The organism is Paenibacillus sp. 2003 (assembly GCF_031455635.1).
In the GTDB taxonomy this organism is placed as follows: Bacteria; Bacillota; Bacilli; order Paenibacillales; family Paenibacillaceae; genus Paenibacillus; species Paenibacillus amylolyticus_B.
Genome location: NZ_JAVDTB010000004.1, coordinates 195,445 through 214,636, shown reverse-complemented (window position 1 = coordinate 214,636; position 19,192 = coordinate 195,445). Strand labels below are relative to the sequence as shown.

Here is a 19,192-nt window from a genome sequence, read left to right as displayed (position 1 = left end):
CTAAGAAATATTAAATTCATGATTAACTATTTTGGAGGTCAGCATGTCGTTATTCAAAAGATACACTCTTCAAAAACAATATGACCAAAAAGACTGTGGTGCAGCATGCTTAGCAACAATTTCTCGCCATCATGGTCTGAAAATCCCTCTCACTCGTATACGTGAGGTAGCGGGTACTGATAAACAAGGAACCAATGCACTAGGTATCATAAAAGCAGCAGAAGAAATGGGCTTCTCCGCAAAAGGAGTCAAAGGAAACCCTGAAGCTTTCTTCAGTGACTTCCCACTCCCTTGTATCGCTCATGTAGTTATCGATAAGAAGCTTCTCCATTATGTAGTTATACATAAGATCACAAATAAAAAAGTAATTATAGCTGACCCAGCAAAAGGTATTGTAAAGTATAGTCCTGAAGAGTTTTTTAAAATTTGGACTGGCATCCTAATTTTTATGGTCCCAACCCCACAATTTCAGAAGAAAGATGAAACACAAGGTGCTTTATCACGTTTCTTCACCCTACTGCTCCCACAGAAGCGCATGTTACTGGGGATCTTTTTTGCGTCATTGTTATATACGGCTCTAGGAATACTGGGTGCATTTTACTTTAAGTTCTTACTCGATTCCATTGTCCCTTATAGGCTAGAGCAGACCTTACACTGGATTTCAATTGGTGTCATTGTTCTAACATTATTGCAGACACTATTAAATGCTTTTAGAAGTCACTTATTACTGTATCTAAGCCAAAAACTCGATATCTCATTAATATTAGGATATTACTACCATGTACTGAGGTTACCCCTCTCCTTTTTTGAGACCCGTAAAACAGGTGAAATTATCTCAAGACTTCTGGACGCTTCCAAGGTTAGAGACGCAATATCCAGTGCCGCTCTAACTATTATGATTGATTCTCTGATGGTTATTGCAGGGGGGATCATCTTATATACTCAGAACTCCTTCCTCTTTGGTATAACGGCAATTATGATACCACTATATGCACTAATTGTCTGGGGATTCCATCGCACATTTGAGAGACAAAATCGTGAGCAGATGGAACAGAACGCAGTTCTTACTTCATATATTGTGGAATCAGTCAACGGCATTGAGACCCTTAAAGCTTATCAGGCTGAAAGAAAAGCCAATTTGGAAACTGAAAAGAAATTTATTAAATTACTACGTACTCTTTTCAAGTTCGGGTACTCCAACAATCTTCAGACTACTTTAAAAGGAACACTTCAAGGCGTCGGAGGGATTGTTATCCTTTGGATTGGAGCTAACGAGGTATTAAAAGGACATTTAACCATGGGGCAACTGATTACGTTCAATGCTTTGCTTGCATACTTTATAAACCCTATATTAAACCTGATCAACCTACAATCTTCTCTACAAACGGCTGTTGTTGCCGCAGATCGGCTAACTGAAATTATGGATCTCGAACCTGAAAAAAAGGAGTCCGATGAACGCAATATTAAACCAACATCACTAAAGGGATCCATCGACTTCCAAGATGTGCATTTCCGATATGGAACAAGGCAATCTATCCTGAATGGTGTGTCTCTACATGTTGATAAAGGAGAAAAGGTCGCGCTGGTAGGGGAGAGCGGTTCTGGCAAAACAACCTTGGTCAAACTGCTACTTCGTTTCTACGAGGCGGAAAAGGGAGAACTATTGATTTCTGAAAATAATATAAAAGACATATCTATCGATTCGCTTCGACAGAAAATAAGTTATATCCCACAACAAACGTTTTTCTTCAGCGGTACGATTAGGGAAAACCTTGCTATGGGAGCTACATCGGAGATTGAAATGGATGAAATCATTGAGGCAACTAAGCAAGCAAGTGCTCATGATTTTATTAATCAATTGCCTATGCGTTATCAGACAAATCTTGAGGAGAATGCATCCAATCTGTCAGGAGGACAGCGTCAGCGATTAGCTTTGGCGCGTGCGTTACTTACCAAGCCTGACATTCTGATTTTGGATGAAGCAACTAGTAATCTGGATACCACCACGGAAAAAGCCGTATCGGATACGATACATAGCCTAGATGATATGACGATGATCATTATCGCTCATCGATTGAGTACTGTTATGCGTTGTGATCGTATCTTTGTAATGGACAAAGGAATTGTAGTAGAATCTGGAACGCATGATCAACTGCTACAACAGCGAGGGAGATATTATGAGCTATGGAAAGATCAGTTACCTGGAATAGATACGGAAACTACACAAGTAGATAGTACTACTCTGCCTAAGCTGGAACACACGGGGGCGATGGTATGAGTCTTAAACTTCTGAATCCTGAAGAGTTGAAGGACAGCAGAGAAATGCTGGAAAAGAAATCACCTGCATTTATTAGTTGGTTTCTTATATTACTTACGTTAATATTAGTCACTTCTTTTATTTGGAGTTGGAAAGCTCAGATTGATGTCGTTGTCAAAGCTCCCGGAGTAGTCAAACCTAATGAGAAGATATCCAAGATTGTTAATAAGGCTACAGGAAGTGTTTCAAAAATATATGTACAACAGGGACAACGAGTTCAGGCCGGTGATAAGCTATTTTCTATTCAGACAGGGACTCTTAAAAGCGACAAAACTCGTTTGCAAAATGATTACAAAGAAGCAGAACAGAGATTGGCTGGACTTGAACAACTCTCTACAGCACTTTCGTCAGGTAATGAGAATATAAAGTCCAACAAAACAGCAGGTGCTCTATTAAGCCATGATAATCCAGTACAAAACAAGCTAGAATTGGATATTTCCAAGGTGACTGCTGATCAGGTTGAGACAGATAAAAGAATTGCAAGTAAACGTCTCCTGCTCAAAAGTCTTAACTATGGGAGAAATTATCTACCCACTGGTTCCGTTGAATATGAACGATATGAAAACTATAGCCTAAAGGTATCTCAGAATTCATTGACTGAAACGCAAATTCAGGAAGATTATAAACGAGCTATCTTTGACGGTGACGAAATGACCGCTACTGCGTCCAAAGAAAAACTGAAAACGATTAAGCTACAGATGGAAACTAATCAAAGTGAATTGCGATACACGATACAGACAGAACTAGAAGATGCACTGGTGCAAAAACAAACGCTAAAAAAACAAGAATCTGACTTATACGTTCAGTTGCAAGGAAGCATTGATGAGTTAAGAACACAGACAAAGGAACTCCATAGCCAAATTAATACGATTCGTTCTAATCTGGATAATTATACGGCAACAGCACCTATCTCAGGCGTTATCAATACCATAAATGAAGTAGGTGAAGGACAGCTTATCCAGGAAGGGTTGCAAGTCATGGATGTCGTTCCCGTAAATAATACGATCTATTCCATTCAAATTTCTATGAATCACCAAGATATTGGGAGAATACATGAAGGAGATCCTGTGCGTTTTCATTTTGCCGCCTTCCCCCTAGAAGAGTACGGTTCTGTACTTGGCAAAATATCGTCTATTAGTAGCGATGCTTTAGTAAATCCTCAAGATGGATCTACTTATTACGCGGTGGAAGCCACACTCGAATCAATACAACTAAAAGATGCCCTTGGTCAACAGGAGCAGATCAAATCAGGTATGCAAACGGAAGCTCACATTATAACGGAGCAAAAATCAGCACTGCAATGGCTCTTAGAAAAAATGGATTTTTGGACTAAATAACTTTAATAAAAAGCCGCCTTTCTGAGCAACTCATTGGGACTATCGAGAATATCTCGATAGTCTTATTAATTTATTCAATTTCTATAGCTGTATTTAACTACCCTTTTACAGGATAACGCACCGTAAACTCAACACCCTCAATCCATTCACCCCTGATAAAGTCCCGTCCCTTCACAACAACTCGATCCTTATAAACCTCCACATGAAGTCCTTCACTGCCCTCCAGATGCTCATCCTGATCTGTCCAGAGATAACCTACAGACGACGCATTGAACATCGTTGGCATCTGGCCTGCACCATCGTACATCGTATGCTGCGCCTCCAGTTGCCAATGAGTGTGACCCGAGAAGAGGATCGCTTGCGGATATTTGGCCAGAACGGCCTTCAGTTCTGCATCCTGATTCACACCATACCAGCCTTGTTCCTTCATCGATCCTGCCACCGTATCCATAAGCGGCTGGTGCAAGAAAATGAAGATGGGATGTTCTGGCGTTGCACGCTCAGACAATTTGGCATCCAGCCACTCCAATTGTTCAGCCGACATATCACAATCCTTCGGATGAGGTTGCTCGGTGCCCAGGAAAATATAATGATACCCATCAATCCAGTGATCGTGGTATGCGCCCTTCATACCTGTTGTCCCTTCAAAATCACTTAATCGACGCTGCCATAACCCTGCGACTGTAATGGGGTCCACTCCTGAAGAGATCCGTCCCCCATCCTGACCCTCCTGCTCCGAAGGTGCAGCAGACAACGTATAGGTTCCGCCGGATAGTTTCTCAATTAGTGCAGCTGATTCAGCAGCGGTTTGTTTAGTGACCAGCTCCATATCTGCTCCCTGCTCCAACAACTCGGCTACTTCATCCTCTTTCATCTCAAGCAAAACGATCGGCGGATCTTGCCATACCACGGCTCCAATATCATGATTACCTACCGTGTACCGAATGTCCGGCAAGCTCTCCGCATGTTGCTTCCATATGCGTTGCAACTCACGATATTCGCTCGGCAGCCCCCGATCCGTTACATCACCCACATGCATAATTCCGCTGCTCCCCTGACTGAATGTAGCTATGTCGGCTAATGCTTGGTCCAGATGCCGGTTATGAATATGGTCTGCCTCATCTCGCACATGTGTGTCCGTAATAACCTGGAAGCTGGCAATAGGTTGCTCCGGTGTATGTTCATTTTTCATCAAGAATCACTCCATTTCAGTCCAATAATGCCAATCAGAATAAAACCGATCCAGACCATCGACGTGAGCCGCAGACGTTCACCAAAAAAGTAATGCCCCACAACGCCAATGAGCGTAATGCCCACGCCAGACCAGATCGCATAGGCCACAGCCAGCGGCATATACTTCACTGCAAAGTTGAGAAACGTAAAGCTTGCGCCATAACAGACAAACATCAACACCGAAGGCCATAACCGCGAGAATCCATCCGATACTTTTAGCAAAATGGTAGCACTCAGCTCCAGCCCGATGGCCAGTGCCAACAGTACCCAGCCCAGGTAGGCATGACTGTTCGTCATCGATTCAGCCCACCATTCAGCAATTCATGGAAGGATTGAATCGTTCTGTCCGCCAAGCGGATTCTTCCCGGTTCTCCAATCCCAATCCGATATCCTGCACCAGCGGCTCGTGCCATCTCCATATCTCCGTCCGTATCTCCAATGACCACCGTATTCTGCACCGATACACCCAACCGTTCACAGGCAAGCAGAAGCATATCGGGAAAAGGTTTGCCCCGCTCCACCAGATCAGTGCCAATCACCACGTCAAAGAAGGAGTCCAGCCCCATCCACTGCAAGTGCTTGACTGCACTAGGGGTATCGTCTGCTGTCACTACACCCATAACCATCCCTTCCCTACGGCACTGTTCTAGGAATTCTCGAACTCCCGGTAACGGACGCGCCGGGCGATGCTTCTCCATCTCTTCCTCTGCTTGCGCCAAACATTCCCGAACCATAATCTTGGCCTCCGCCCAGCTGAGACCTGCACGATATCCATGCCATGTTAACACGGCGTACACTTCATCCATAGTTCCCATTGCAAGCGGCCCGCGCACGTCATACCCATTCATTCGGCCTTGGTCATCGTGGAATGTACCCCAGATCTGTGGAATTTCTTCTGTATTGATACCCAGTCCACGGGTAGCTAGCTGGTCTTTGAAGCCACCCAACACACAATCGGTCCAGAACCCCCACATGCCTGTAAAATCAAGTAATGTTCCGTCCTTGTCGAACAATACGCCTTCAATCGGAATTGTTAATCCATCCACATACGTTCCATCTTGCATCGGTTAAACTCCTTGTCTGCGATCGTGTATGAACGGAAAGGACGGTACAGCATGTACCGCCCTTTTCGCATGAGTTACTAATCATAATACGTTTTTGCTTGAAATCCGAACAGGTTCACAACCGAATCTCGCGGAAGCAGTTCGTCGATATCGTTACTTCACAATACGATCCAGTTCCTTCTGCGCTTTCTCTTTTGCTTCCTTCAGCGCTTGTTCCGCGGGCATATTATTGATCTGCACCTGATCAGCTGCATCTTTCAATGCATCATTGATCTTGCCACCCGTTGGATCCTGGAATGGAGCCGAAGCGTGAGCTGCCTGTTGCAGTGGTACAGTGATCTGTGGGTTCTCCTCACTGAATTTCATGAACTCTGGATCTTGTTGTGCCGATTGACGCACTGCAATATATCCGGTGTTCATGGACCATGAAGCTGTGTTCGAAGTCTCAGAGAAATACGTAAGCCATTTGTATGCTGCCTGTTGTTGTTCAGGCGTTGCAGCTGACGGAATACCTGCCGAAATGGCACTTGCTACCGGTTTTCCTTCACCAACGCCTTCCCAGCCTGGTTGTTGCATCGCAGCGACTACGCTAAAGTCCAAGTCACCTTGGTCACCACTAGATCCGGTATAACCTGCTGCTTTATTTTTCATCACATCATCAATCGTTTTGTACCAATACTCCCAGCCCTGACCTCCATAATGAATGCCCATAATCTTGTCTTCGTTAATCCATTTACGGAACAGTTCCCATGTCTCGATCCATTCCGGGGAATCAATCATGACGGTTTTGCCATCATCGCTAAGAATCTGTCCGCCCTTACCCAGCACGGCATCAATCATATTGTCGCTACCCCACATCGGTTCCCAACCGTAGAAGGTGGTCTTTCCATTTTCTTGTTTGCTCATCTTCGCAGCCGCCTCAGCCAGCTTCTCCCAAGTCGTCAGAGTTGCTGGGTCGATTCCGTTCTCCTTGAACGTATCCATACGGTAATACATGATCTGAGTTGTACCGTACATTGGCAAAAAGTATTGCTTTCCATCCACCTGTCCCTGGTTCAGGAATGTCTGAATGAAATCGTCTTTCTTAAAATTCGGATCAGCCGCAATCATCTCATCCATGGGCGCATAATATCCTTTGCGTGCCCAGTCTATATTGGAGCTAAGTACCGCGGCGGGAACATTCTTGGAAGCAATCGCTGCTTGCAGCTTCTGTTCCGTCTCCGTGTAATCTGCCTGTACAATTCCCTTCACAACGACTTCGTTCTGTGAGGCGTTGAACGCGTCAATCGTCTTTTTCATGTTATCGCCCAGATTACCACCCAGACCATACCAGAACTCGATCTCAACCGGATTTTTTGCCTGAACTTCGGTTCCACTGGCAGCAGCCGTCGTGCCTGATTCTGCGGGTGCTTGTGTTCCACAAGCCGTCAGCAGTGCAAAGCTGGTCGCAAGTACCAGTGACATGCCACCCTTCCAGTTCAACCTCAATCTCTTTTTCCATCTCATGCTTGCCTGACTCCAATTCATTGTTTTCCCTCCCGTTTTAGGTGAAATATTGGTGTTGAAACAGTGCATCTGGATGGATGCTTTGTGGATGATAATTCATGCATGGTGATTCATATCAGTTCTTGTTCACACCAGCCGTAATATTCACGCTCTGCATGATGGTCTTCTGGGTGAACAGGAAGAGAATAAGTAGGGGTGCGATGGTAAAGGCACTTGCAGCCATAATCTGTGGCCAAGCCAGTCCATATGCCCCGCCTTCTACAAAGAAGCTGCGCAGACCCGCCGATACCAGCTGTAAATCAGGGTCTTTGGTGATGAGCATAGGCCAGAAATAGTTGTTGTACTGTTCAATAAACGTAATCAGCACCATCACGGCGAAGCTTGAGCGAACAAGCGGCGTGATAATCGTCCAGAGAATCCGGAAGTGGGATGCACCGTCCAGCTGTCCGGCTTCCACCAATTCATGAGATACCTGCATGAACGCCTGCCGGATCAGGAAGATCGAGAACACGCTGACACAGTTGGATACAATCAAGCCTGTATAGGAATCCAGCAAGTTAAGTTCACTAAGTACCAGGTAACTAGGCAGATACACGGCTGTACTCGGTATCATATAACCCACTAGAATCAGGGAGGTCAGTACACCTTTGAGACGAAATTTCATATGTGTCAGGGCGTACGCCATCATACTGGAGTTAACAATCTGAAATAGACAGATGGCTAAGGCCACCCCGGTACTGTTCAGAATGTAACGGGCAAATGGTGCCGCATTCCAGGCATCCACATAGTTGCTCCACAGGAACGTCTCCGGCCAGAAGGTCGGCGGGAACTGCCAGATCTCATCATTGGTTTTGAACCCGCTAATGACCATCCAATAGAAGGGAAAGGCTGTACCCAGCGCGATAGCGGCTAACAGGAGGTAGCGGATCATTTTACTTATTTTAAAATTCGGTTGTGACACGTTCTGCAACTCCTTGCGCTTCATCCGTTTAGACTTTTTGTTAGGCAATGTCATTGTCATTAGTAGTGCACCAGACGTCTGCCAAGCAGGAAGGATACACCCGACAGCAACACGCAGATCAGAATAATCACAACGGCGATGGACGAAGCTTCACCTACATTAAAGGATTCGAATGCCGACTGGTAATACATGTACAGCAACGTTCTCGTTGATCCCGCTGGTCCGCCTTGAGTCATGACATTAATCTGATCATAGGCTTGCAAGGACTGGATGGTAAGAATAATCGAGAGAAAAAATGTCGTTGGTGAGATCAGCGGCAACGTGATACTTCTGAACTTATCCCAACCGTTGGCCCCATCAATTGAAGCTGCTTCGAGCAGATCGGACGGTAGATTTCGTAGCGCAACGAGATAAAATACCATCGCCCACCCAATCGATTTCCAAAGCGTGACGATCAGAACGGCAACCAGTGCCCAGTCCGCGTCACGCAACCATCCGATCGGAGATACGCCTACCCAGCCCAGCATAAGATTAGCGAGTCCCACTTCGGGCTCGAAGATCCAGGACCACGCAATGGACACCGCAACTGTCGGGGTGACCCAAGGTGAGAAGAGTAATGTCCGGAAGATGCCGGATGATTTGATTTTGCTATTCATGAGCATCGCAAGTGCCAATCCGCCCACAATGGTTGGGATTACACTGCCCAGTCCGAATAACAAGGTAACTTTCAGTGATCGATAGAATTCAGAGTTTGTCAGCAGATAACTGTAATTGTCCAACCCAACGAACAGCTTGTCCGGGCTCATGAAGTCCCAATCGGTGAAACTGAGATAAACGATATATCCCAGAGGTCCCAGCCAGAAGATCAGCAACGGGATTAGAGCTGGCAGCGTGAATAGTACCGCCTCAGACTCCCTCCATAGTTTTAAACGCAAATCCCCCACTCCTTACTGTCCAATTTTTCTTTAATGATTGGGAATTTTTGAGTATAATCAGCTTTATATTTCTTCTGTACAAAATTGATTGTACACTCGTATTGAAAATTCTAATTCCGGCTTATGTTAAAATTGGAGCGAGTCATGTAAAATATGAGGCAGCTAGTGGGAACGCTATCATAAACCAGAGGTGACATTGTGGGAAAAGAAACCGCGGGGAACCCGAATCATTCTTCGTTACCTAATCGGCATGCGCTGAGGGAGAGAGTCATTGAGGCCATCGCCAATACGATGGATCTGTATGGGGTTAATCATACGTTTGGCAAATTATACGGCATCATGTATTTTGAGGATCGACCGATGACACTTGAAGAGATGAAAAACTCGATGAATATGAGCAAGAGCAACATGAGCTATGCGGTTCGTTCGCTTACGGAGTCCCAGATGATCTATAAACTGGAGGAAAAGAAGGAGCGCCAGGATCAATATCTGGCCGAGACGGACTTTTATCGTACATTCCAGAATTTCTTCGGATCGAAGCTCCAACGGGAAGTAGATGTCATGTTAGAAGGTATTCGTGAGGTCATTCCTGACCTGTCCGCCATGATCCTTTCGGAACATACCTCGTCCAAAGATCGAGATGATGCACTGCGTGATCTGCACAAACTCCAACATGCGGAGCAATACTACGTCTGGCTCCAAGGATTTGTGGATCAGTTGCGGGATGGTAAGTTTTACGAGAATGCTGCACATGCATCCAACAAAGAGTAGTACAACTGCGTAAACAGAATAACTAATGGGTGACCCAGGCGCTAACGAACCTAGACGATCTGACGTACCATTGTTGAGTCACACCAAACCGCAAAAAGGAGCTGTTCCTAGCCAATGTATGGCTTTTGGAACAGCTCTTTTTTTATTCTATCTATTGTATTGTCATATCCTATCCGTCATTAGGGTTCTCTTTTCCATATGGTACTGCGTTAATGACCCCTTTTTTCTTTTAAAAAATATTACTTTTGCGCTGCAGCTTCGATATCTGCATATGCCCAGTGTGTTGTTGGTACATCACTGAACGTTGGCGTAGCTGCACCAGTTAGGGGTGTACGGTTGAACAATACATTCAACACTTTTACCGCTTCAGCACGCGTCAGCTGGCTGTCTGGTTTGAATGTACCATCGTTGTAACCAACCATCAGGCCAGCGGATTGCACGTATGCAATCGCATCTGCTGCCCACAGGTCTGCGGATACGTCTGTGAAGGAAACTGCTGTACCATTCACGGTTGTTGCACTCGCTTGTTGCTGCATCCAGCGATACGCAATCGTTGCCATCTGTGCACGGGTGATCGAACCTTCCGGTGCAAATTGAGTGTTGCTCATGCCGTTCATGATGCCAGCGGATTGTGCTTTTTGAATTTCACTTGTTGCCCAGTGTGTCGCAGAAACATCCTTGTAGCTCACGTTATTCGCGGAACCTGCTGCCGCTTCAGTTGGAAGATTGCGAGCCAACATTGCCGCCATTTGTGCACGTGTTACGAATGCATCTGGACGGAAATCTGCACCAAAACCTTGGATGTAAGGTTGATGTGTACTTTGTGAAGCTTTCAGTCCATCCACAACAACGAGGGTGAACGTACTGAATTTCGTTACAGGAAACTCAATGCCTTCGCTGTTATCCGCGAGTTTCACCAATTTGCCTTGAATCAATTCTTTTGTGCCGTCACTGTGTTCGATATAGATCGCCAGGTTGTCCAAAGCTTGCTGACGAGCAGCCGGATCAGTTGGCAGACTGTCACGCAGTGGCAATGTGAGAGTCACTTCGCGGCTCTGCATATTCGTGTCGATCTCTACAGGACGAGCCAATACGCGAACATTCGTATTCGGAGCAACTTGTTGAATCAACTGCTCTTTCTTCGCACGTTCTTCGACTTCTTTGCGCTCCGATTCCTTTTTCAAAGGTACAACGCGGAAGTACAAGTCTTGATCAAATCCAGCGATGGAATTCGTCGGAACGGAAATCACTACATTTTCAGTGGAAATCTCCAGCTTGAGTGAGCCATCATTCAGTTCTTTTACCGCTGCTTTAGGCAGTTCAATACGCGTCTCGGACACGGAATCTTTGGTATCTGGAATCACGATGCGTGCGGTGTTCATGTTCAATTGCTTCGCTTTTTCCACCGATTCCTTGGCAATCGCTTCGGTCATTTTCACCAGATCTTTGATCGTGCCGTTGGTTTCTGTTGTACGGGTAATCGGCGTTTTGGTCAGGTTGGTGCCGTTTGTTCCATTAACGTCAACCACGATCTGCTCTTGTTTCGTTGTTGGTGCAGGTGCAGAAGTTACAGGTGAAGATCCTCCACTTTCACCGCCAGTTGATGGTGTTGGTGTTGGTGTTGGTGTTGGATTAATAATAATGACCTGATCGAAGAAACGATCAAACGCTATCTGCACTTCGCTAATACTGCTGTATCCGTTAGAAGGCTTGCGGTCCAGCATCCATTGGGCGAGTTTTCCCATTCGATTCTCATCTTCTACTAGATCCTTCATAGCGTTCAACTTAAGTAGGAATGGTTCGTAAGGCTCCATCACCTCAGTCGATTGCTGGAAGCTGTATAACATCAGCATGGCATTCTGCATCTCGCTAACGCCTCTAGCATCATTAATATAGGAATAATTCATGACTAACATTAAAGAAGCACCGTAAATCTGTTCAATTGAAAGATCCGAACCCTGAAACAGACGTTTTGCAGTATAAGCAAGCAACTCTTTATCCACATTGGACGCATTCAAATATTTTTGACCTAACTCTTTAATCATTTCCATCCCTGGATATTCAAAGTACTCTGTTGACTCAACAAAAAGGGAATAGAACTCATTCAAATGCTGTTGGAACAGCATCTTGTCTGTTTGTTTGATCGTCTGGATACCTTTATATCCAATTTCCACAGCATATTGTACTTGTTTCTTAAGATCATAGGCATAGTCACTCGGTAAAAAGGTCATTACCACATTAGCTACGGCTTTCTTCTCCTCAGGTTGGAGATTGTCAAAGCCAGCCGGAAGGTCCAACCATTCAGGTTGAGTAATTGCTCCCAGGATAGCATCCGTATTCTTCGTAGCTCTCGCTTCGTTGATTACCTTCAAAGGCTCCAAAGTAAAAATCAAGATTTTATAGAGACTTGCAGTGTTACTTCCGTTTGCCTTAACACGAACCCATACCGTTGTATTCCCTTCAAATTGGGGTGGGTTCGTGGAGCTGTAATCAAACCAATTTTCGCCATTGTTCTGAGTGTATTCCATAGTCTCATCGGCATCAACAATGACATTTGCACTGTCATCTACGCTTACTGCTGGTGCTACCGGTATTGGCTGAATTGGTGGGAATGGTGGAAATGTCGGTAGTGGTGGAATCATCGGGAAGAAGAAGTTATTGAAAGCTATTTGTATCTCACTGTAATTGGTGTAACCCCCATTTGGCTTTCTATCCAACATCCACTTTGACAACCGTTCCATTTCCACAACATTAGAAGAAATAATCTGCATTTTATGGAAATCAAGCGGGAATATCCCTATGAGGCTCTCCTTAGGAGTTCCCTTATATTGCTCCGCTTTTTGTTGAATTTTATATAGCCCTGTTAAAGCTTCATTCATTTCGTTAGTCGTTGATGCTTTGGTGAAATAGAAACTTTGACTAAGCATCATATTGAGATTCATCACAGACTGTTCTAGTGATAAATCATTTCCAATTCTATCTAGATTAACTGAATATGATAATATGTTTTTATCCAGATCGGGCCCTAGTAGATACTGATATAGTTGTGGCTGAATCACACTTAGATATTCTGGGCTGAAAACATTGTTCGCATTAGCTAGTTTCTCAAAATAAGAGGTTAGCTTAGCTTGCACAACAGGCAATTGATGTTCACGCATAACTAATAGACCTTGGAATGCCAGATCAACCGTAAATTGAATTTGATCCGTGTTCAGATATTTACCATCTGGTAGATGGGAATGTCCCACTAACGATATGATCGCATTCTGTTCATCAGGAGGGAGTGATTCAAATGCTGGAACCATGGTGATAAAGCTCGTATTTTGAAGTAGTTCACTTATTCTTGAGGCATCAAAATTTGGCCCAATAACATTGTTGAATTCGCTTAGCAAGGTATTAGATGTAACTGTTATGGATTGCATTTGGTATGCAATTTCCATATTATTTCTATCCTGAACGATTACATTAAAATAGTATGTTTCCCCTTCGACTAAATCCGTAATCACTTTGGTGAATGTACCTGTTTCGGAATCGCTACCACCAACCCAATTACCATAGGCGTATTGTGGAAATCCGCTGATTTCCTCCATATCTTTGATATTAGGTGCCTGGGAGACGAATACTTGATAATTCAGATCAGGTGAAGGCGTTGTAACTGACTCGGCATACTCCCAACTTAGTTCAACCGAGTCATCACCAATGTTCTTTACTGTAATTAGACCATCTTTCCCCGGTACCGGATACGATACTTCTGCGCTAACCTTTCCTACTGGTGCCAACCATGGTGCTACCAATAGCAAAATGAGCAATATCTTCACTATTTTTCTGTACTGCATATTTCTTATCCCCCTAATCTCGCTTTCAAAAGATAGGCCTATTGTAGTACACAACTCTGAACGGATTCTGAACATTGGAGCAAATAAAAGGAGTGATTTCCATTATATATAGGAATAATGGGGGTTCATTTCATTTTTTTCGTCATAATCCAACATTTTTTTCGTTAAACATGTCATCTATGACCTACTATCAGACTATCGTCTGGATATCTAAACAGAGCCCAACATGTCACTTATGAAGAGAACCTCTTGGGGGGGGGGGCCGATATGAATAATTAAGATAAAACCAATCACATATGCTACATCCCATCTATAGTACCTTCATTCTCTGTTGAAAGTGATGGAGATAGGCAGATCATCCTGATTCAGAATGAAGCAGACGTTGATCCAATGATTCAGCGTTTGAGTCAGATTACACCCGAAGCATTCATCGCGATCAGCCGAAAAGAAGCGAATATCGCCACCGGTTATGGACAGACCCGGTCTGTGATGAACATCCTGCTGGTACTTCAGCCAGCTTCACCGATCATTCGGTATGAAGATGTGCCTTTCCTGGTACGATTCAGCCCGGCTGATCTAACATCTTATGCCAACATCGTCAGTAAACTTGAAGATACAGCCGATCTGTTGGATACGCTGCGCAGCTTCATCCATCATAACGGCAGTATGACCACGACAGCAGACCATCTCAATATTCACCGCAATACGCTTCAATATCGGCCCAAACGCATACAGACCCTTACCGGCAAAGATCCTCGCAACTGGCTGGAGCTCATCGAGCTTACGCATGGACTACTCACGTTCTATCAGTAGGGTTGAACAGCTTCGTGAATGCAAAAGACGAGAACTAGATCACCTGATTTCAGGCATATCTATATCCCGTCTTTTTCCACATCGCATTCCAATACGCCACATAAGATCCCGACTATTACTGACCTAAGGTAGTAGACCCAGTCTCAGTACTCTTGCAATATTCTCCGTTGTACGCTCTACATTCTCCGGGCCTTCTCGCAATAGTCGCTCCAGATCTGCTGCCCCAGGTACAATACCAAATATGGCATCAATGCCTTCCGCGTACAGGGTGTCGATTCCTTCGCCCACACAGCCTGCAATAGCAATGACAGGTTTACCTGCTTCCTTCGCTGCCTGAGCAACGCCATAGGGGGTCTTGCCAAATTTCGTTTGGCAGTCAATACCGCCTTCCCCCGTAAATACCACATCCGCAGCAATCAACTTTTCACGCAACCCAGTATATTCAATGACAATTTCAATTCCTTTACGTAGTACCGCCTGTGTAAAAATCAAAAGCCCTGCGCCCAAACCGCCAGCTGCACCAGCACCCGGCACATCACGGATATCTTTGTGAAGCTGCTGTTTCACCACATCTGCATAATGGGATAGGTTCGCATCCAGCTGCTCAACCATCTCTGGGGTAGCCCCTTTTTGTGCTCCAAACACCCTTGATGCGCCATGCTCCCCGCAGAGCGGATTGGTCACGTCACAGGCCACAATGAATTCCACTTCCTGCAAACGCTCATCCAGACCGGATACATCAATCTGAGCCAGTTGATCCAAAGCCCCGCCCCCAAGCGCAAGCGGCTGCCCCTGTGCATCCAGAAATTTCGCACCAAGCGCTTCAGCCATACCAGCACCACCATCATTGGTTGCACTGCCACCAATGCCGATAATAATTTTACGGATACCCAGATCCAGACATGCCCGAATCAACTCTCCTGTCCCATAGGTTGTCGTCCGTAGCGGGTCTCGAGCTTCTTTGGTTACCAGATGTATGCCACTGGCCGATGTCATCTCGATGGCTGCCGTTGTTCTGTCACCCAGAATGCCATACTGGGCAGTAACGGTTTGACCCAATGGCCCGCTCACCTCTTGTTGGTGAAAGGAACCGCCGGTAGCGTCCACAAGGGACTGCACCGTCCCTTCCCCACCATCCGCCATGGGTACATGAATATAGCCTGCCGTCGGGTAGATTTTACGCAATCCTTTTTCCATCGCGATACATACTTCTTTTGCTGTCATGCTTTCTTTGAACGAATCCGGGGCCAGAACAAACGTCGCCCCTCTATTTTCTACCGTAACTCTCATCTCTCTCACTCCATCCGTTAGATCAAAAAATTAAAGAATAAATCCGTACAATATCGTTGCGACGATAGCCATCGTGCCACCCACAATCGCTTCATATGGAATAACGCCCATCCACTGACGAATTGTCATCTTCATGCTGTCAGCCGACACATGAAAGTAATTCCCCTGTGGTAGGGAATCGATAACGGTAGCCCCAGTGTGCACCATAAGAGCGGCCGCCATCAGAATGCCCGCGATTGATGCGAGGAAGGTACCGGATATTCCGGATGCCTCAATCAGACCATGCACTTCTTAAACACGCTTTCATTATAGATGCTGGAGGTTGGAATAAATATTGATGGAAGGACGAAATTCATTGTTCATATTCACAATAAGAAGGGCGAAGGTTTATTTCGGCTGAACATCATCATCATCGTTTATATGAAGCACACAAACAGCCTGTTGCCTCGTCATTCGTGGCAGCAGGCTATTTCATGATTGGATTTGCTTGGCAAGCATCAGCACACGCACCTACTCTTGCTCTGCATTCCCCAGCGTATACTCGCTTAACTTTCCTTCATAGACCAATTGCAAACGTTCACTCTGGCGAAAATCATCCGGTGTCACCAGCGCAGGCAGCTTGTTCCACAGTTTGATTCCCGAACGCTGTAGAATCTCGGCTACAAATTGGGAACAGAAATAGGAGTTGCTGAACTCCACCGGTTCCTTGAGCGTAATGCCGATCACGCCGAGCAGATTGTACATATATTTCTGGCGGCTGCGGATGAAGATGTGCAGCACACGTTTCATCTTTTCCACTTCACGATCCGTCACCTGAAGCTTGTATATGACACATGTGGTATTGGGATACTTGCTGTATGTACCTGTCTGTATATCTTCCTTCACAAACCCGCCATTCAGCGGATTGCTCGGATGCTTGCGGCCGAAGCTGTACAGCTCGGTTAACTCCCGGTCAAATGAGATCGATGCGTGATTATATGGCGCTCGGGTGTAACTCTGAATAACCTTGGTAAACAGCGTTCCTGTATTTGTAAGCAGGATATAGATGGAGCGTTCATCTGTCATAACAAAATTTCCCCTTATCAAGTTGGCACTATTCCTTCATAATAACATAGGTACCCTATAATGGAATCTTACTTTGAATAAGCAGGTGATCGGTACGTGAGCAGTTCACTCTTTACACTAACGTTAATCTTCACAGCTTTACTTGTGATACATATCGTCTACAAAGTTATTGCAAAGCTTCAGCCAAGCAAAGACTATTCAGGCATCGGCCAGAAAATCAAAACCTGGTGGGGTATGTTTGTGATCTTCTGCCTCGCCACCCTTTTTAACCCCATCGTGTCCCTGATCTCCCTCATGGTGCTTGCATTCTTCTCACTCAAAGAATACTTCTCCATGATCCGCAGTACACGCAAAGCCGACCGCAGGTTGTTCCTGTGGGCGTATCTGGCGATTCCGGTTCAGTTCTACTGGATCTACATTGGATGGTATGGCATGTTTATCGTGTTTATTCCACTATATGTGTTCCTGGTGCTGCCCCTGCCACGCCTGATCAACAAAGGTACAGTCGGCTTCCTGCGCAGTGTCAGCTCCACACAATGGGGACTAATGCTGATGGTGTTTGGACTGAGCCACCTGGCCTATTTTCCATTTGCCACACCGGAGTACGGGTCCAAGCTGGTGTTGTTCTTGGTCGTGTTAACACAGCTTAATGATGTGGTGCACTATCTGGTCTCTCTCTATCTGGGCAAACGAAAAGTGGTGCCTACCGCCAATCCTTTTGTCACCTGGGAAGGGTTCGCGTGTGCATTTATTGTAACGACAGCTACGTCTTATTTTATCCATCCCTACCTGACACCATTTGATTGGAAATTCTCGCTGTTCATCGGAGTGTTGATCAGTCTGGCCGGATTCTTCGGTAGTCTGACGGTGTCTGTACTGAAGCGCGATCTGTTAATTGGAGATGACAACAAGTTCGATTCGCTCAAAAAAAGCTACCTGAGCCGGGTCGACAGCCTGACTTACACCTCTCCGGTTATGTTCCACGTGGTCCGTTATTTCTTTGACTTTATGTAGCAACAGATAGATCGGCGATCTTGTAATTATGTATGTCAAAAAAAGCAGCCCAAGTGGCTGCTTTTCCTGTTCAACAGGCTATAGATGGTGCCTTCATGTTGTGCCTGCGCTACTTCAACGTAATTTCCTTTTCGGACATGATTTCGTTCCCCTCATCATTCGTGAAGACAAATGTCGCTTTCCCCCGCTCGCCCTTCATCTCATCCGAATAGATAAAGCCGGAGAATTGTCCATTGCCGCTAAAGTAAAACCCCTCTTCACCATTTCCACCATGTTCGATGGCTTCCTGTAGTGAATTCACAATCGTCACCGTGTTAGACGTCCATCGCATCTCCGTTAGTGTATAGCCCTTCGGAACCTGTTTAATTCCAAAATCAAAGCTGTTACCCTCGCTCGGTTTCTCCGACTGGTCAATAACGATATCAATCTGCTCAGACGGTTCAGTGGATTCCGATTGAGCTGTAGGCTTGCCCTCTTCACCACTGGCACTGTCTTGGTCATTGTTATTCTTCGCATCCGCATTCGGAACAGAGTTTTCTCCAGCTTCCTCTACGGGTTGCTTCGACTGCGGATAGGCATGTTCCTGAACGGATTCATTATTATTCTTGGCGCCACAGGCACTGACGAATAGCAAAATACAGAGCACAGACATGCAAATTGCAGATTTCTTTATATTTATTTTCATCATCTACTTCTCCCTTCATCCATTTACAGCACATATATCTATATCAGTTGAACTAATCATTTACACGATAACGGAGAGGACAGAAAAAACCTGAAAAAGCGAAGCGTTCGCCTTTATCCCCGGATTTTCCCTTTAAGAAAGGGGAATCAAAAAATCTGGGGATAACAGCGATTGGAAGGTTATTCTGTCATCGTAGTGTCAGTGTAAATATTCTTTAGTTCAACTTATATAGCACACCACTTACTAATCACTACACCATATCGTCCCACATGAAGCTCCATTATATGTAAATGATTAATAAATTCAGTATGTAACTGTACCTCGATGAGGAAAAAAAGAACTCTGTTCATGACGTCATGCACCGT

General features: G+C 45.2%; 15 protein-coding genes and 1 pseudogene. 5 read left to right on the top strand and 11 right to left on the bottom strand.

Annotated elements, in window-relative coordinates; translation table 11 throughout:
* Window positions 1–43: 43 nt before the first annotated feature.
* Both J2X75_RS18785 and J2X75_RS18780 read left to right on the top strand, forming a co-directional pair.
* A complete protein-coding gene (locus J2X75_RS18785; RefSeq protein ID WP_310338947.1) occupies window positions 44–2,278 on the top strand; it encodes a peptidase domain-containing ABC transporter in 2,235 nt (744 codons plus the stop codon).
* Window positions 2,275–3,654 carry a beta-barrel domain-containing protein gene (locus tag J2X75_RS18780; RefSeq protein WP_310338944.1) on the top strand — a complete coding sequence of 460 codons (1,380 nt, stop codon included), beginning with the start codon at window positions 2,275–2,277 and terminating at the stop codon, window positions 3,652–3,654. The genes J2X75_RS18785 and J2X75_RS18780 overlap by 4 nt, the downstream gene beginning before the upstream one ends.
* 97 nt (window positions 3,655–3,751) lie before the next feature.
* Here the strand turns inward: J2X75_RS18780 and J2X75_RS18775 are convergent, their stop codons facing one another.
* The 6 genes from J2X75_RS18775 to J2X75_RS18750 all read right to left on the bottom strand — a co-directional run bounded on the left by J2X75_RS18775 (window position 3,752) and on the right by J2X75_RS18750 (window position 9,353).
* Complete coding sequence (locus J2X75_RS18775; protein WP_310338941.1) at window positions 3,752–4,846, bottom strand: metallophosphoesterase family protein; 1,095 nt, start codon at window positions 4,844–4,846, stop codon at window positions 3,752–3,754.
* Window positions 4,846–5,184, bottom strand: a complete 339-nt coding sequence (locus tag J2X75_RS18770) for a DMT family transporter (protein WP_083684565.1) — start codon at window positions 5,182–5,184, stop codon at window positions 4,846–4,848. The genes J2X75_RS18775 and J2X75_RS18770 overlap by 1 nt, the downstream gene beginning before the upstream one ends.
* Window positions 5,181–5,951 (bottom strand): HAD family hydrolase, encoded by a 771-nt coding sequence (locus J2X75_RS18765; protein ID WP_310338932.1) that lies wholly within the window; start codon window positions 5,949–5,951, stop codon window positions 5,181–5,183. The genes J2X75_RS18770 and J2X75_RS18765 overlap by 4 nt, the downstream gene beginning before the upstream one ends.
* A 153-nt stretch (window positions 5,952–6,104) precedes the next feature.
* Entirely contained in the window at window positions 6,105–7,478 is a 1,374-nt protein-coding gene (locus J2X75_RS18760) for an ABC transporter substrate-binding protein (protein WP_310338930.1), read from the bottom strand.
* A gap of 94 nt (window positions 7,479–7,572) precedes the next feature.
* Complete coding sequence (locus J2X75_RS18755; protein WP_310339470.1) at window positions 7,573–8,388, bottom strand: carbohydrate ABC transporter permease; 816 nt, start codon at window positions 8,386–8,388, stop codon at window positions 7,573–7,575.
* A gap of 89 nt (window positions 8,389–8,477) precedes the next feature.
* Complete coding sequence (locus J2X75_RS18750) at window positions 8,478–9,353, bottom strand: carbohydrate ABC transporter permease (RefSeq protein WP_036671737.1); 876 nt, start codon at window positions 9,351–9,353, stop codon at window positions 8,478–8,480.
* A gap of 198 nt (window positions 9,354–9,551) precedes the next feature.
* On the opposite strand from J2X75_RS18750, the gene J2X75_RS18745 reads away from it, so the two are divergent.
* Window positions 9,552–10,124, top strand: coding sequence for a GbsR/MarR family transcriptional regulator (locus tag J2X75_RS18745; protein ID WP_310338923.1), 573 nt, complete (start codon window positions 9,552–9,554; stop codon window positions 10,122–10,124).
* A 239-nt stretch (window positions 10,125–10,363) separates the two neighbouring features.
* Here J2X75_RS18745 and J2X75_RS18740 read toward each other — a convergent pair whose 3' ends face one another.
* Window positions 10,364–13,960: a DUF4073 domain-containing protein gene (locus J2X75_RS18740; protein ID WP_310338921.1), complete on the bottom strand. Its 3,597-nt coding sequence runs from the start codon at window positions 13,958–13,960 to the stop codon at window positions 10,364–10,366.
* 390 nt (window positions 13,961–14,350) lie between these two features.
* Here J2X75_RS18740 and J2X75_RS18735 point away from each other — a divergent pair, with 390 nt between their 5' ends.
* Complete coding sequence (locus J2X75_RS18735) at window positions 14,351–14,773, top strand: PucR family transcriptional regulator (RefSeq protein ID WP_310338919.1); 423 nt, start codon at window positions 14,351–14,353, stop codon at window positions 14,771–14,773.
* Window positions 14,774–14,896: 123 nt separating this feature from the next.
* On the opposite strand, the gene J2X75_RS18730 is transcribed toward J2X75_RS18735, so the two are convergent.
* From J2X75_RS18730 to J2X75_RS18720, 3 genes and pseudogenes are all read right to left on the bottom strand, one after another.
* Window positions 14,897–16,063: a glycerate kinase gene (locus J2X75_RS18730; protein ID WP_310338918.1), complete on the bottom strand. Its 1,167-nt coding sequence runs from the start codon at window positions 16,061–16,063 to the stop codon at window positions 14,897–14,899.
* Window positions 16,064–16,093: 30 nt separating this feature from the next.
* Window positions 16,094–16,354, bottom strand: a pseudogene (locus tag J2X75_RS18725) (GntP family permease); the annotation flags it as partial.
* Window positions 16,355–16,573: 219 nt separating this feature from the next.
* Window positions 16,574–17,128, bottom strand: a complete 555-nt coding sequence (locus J2X75_RS18720; RefSeq protein WP_169482236.1) for a hypothetical protein — start codon at window positions 17,126–17,128, stop codon at window positions 16,574–16,576.
* Between the two features lie 96 nt (window positions 17,129–17,224).
* Between J2X75_RS18720 and J2X75_RS18715 the strand changes: the two genes are divergently transcribed.
* Window positions 17,225–18,142 carry a phosphatidate cytidylyltransferase gene (locus tag J2X75_RS18715; protein ID WP_124116831.1) on the top strand — a complete coding sequence of 306 codons (918 nt, stop codon included), beginning with the start codon at window positions 17,225–17,227 and terminating at the stop codon, window positions 18,140–18,142.
* 109 nt (window positions 18,143–18,251) lie between these two features.
* Here J2X75_RS18715 and J2X75_RS18710 read toward each other — a convergent pair whose 3' ends face one another.
* The gene (locus J2X75_RS18710; RefSeq protein WP_310338913.1) at window positions 18,252–18,830 is read right to left on the bottom strand and encodes a hypothetical protein; all 579 of its coding nucleotides are present in this window, start codon (window positions 18,828–18,830) and stop codon (window positions 18,252–18,254) included.
* Between the last annotated feature and the right edge of the window lie 362 nt (window positions 18,831–19,192).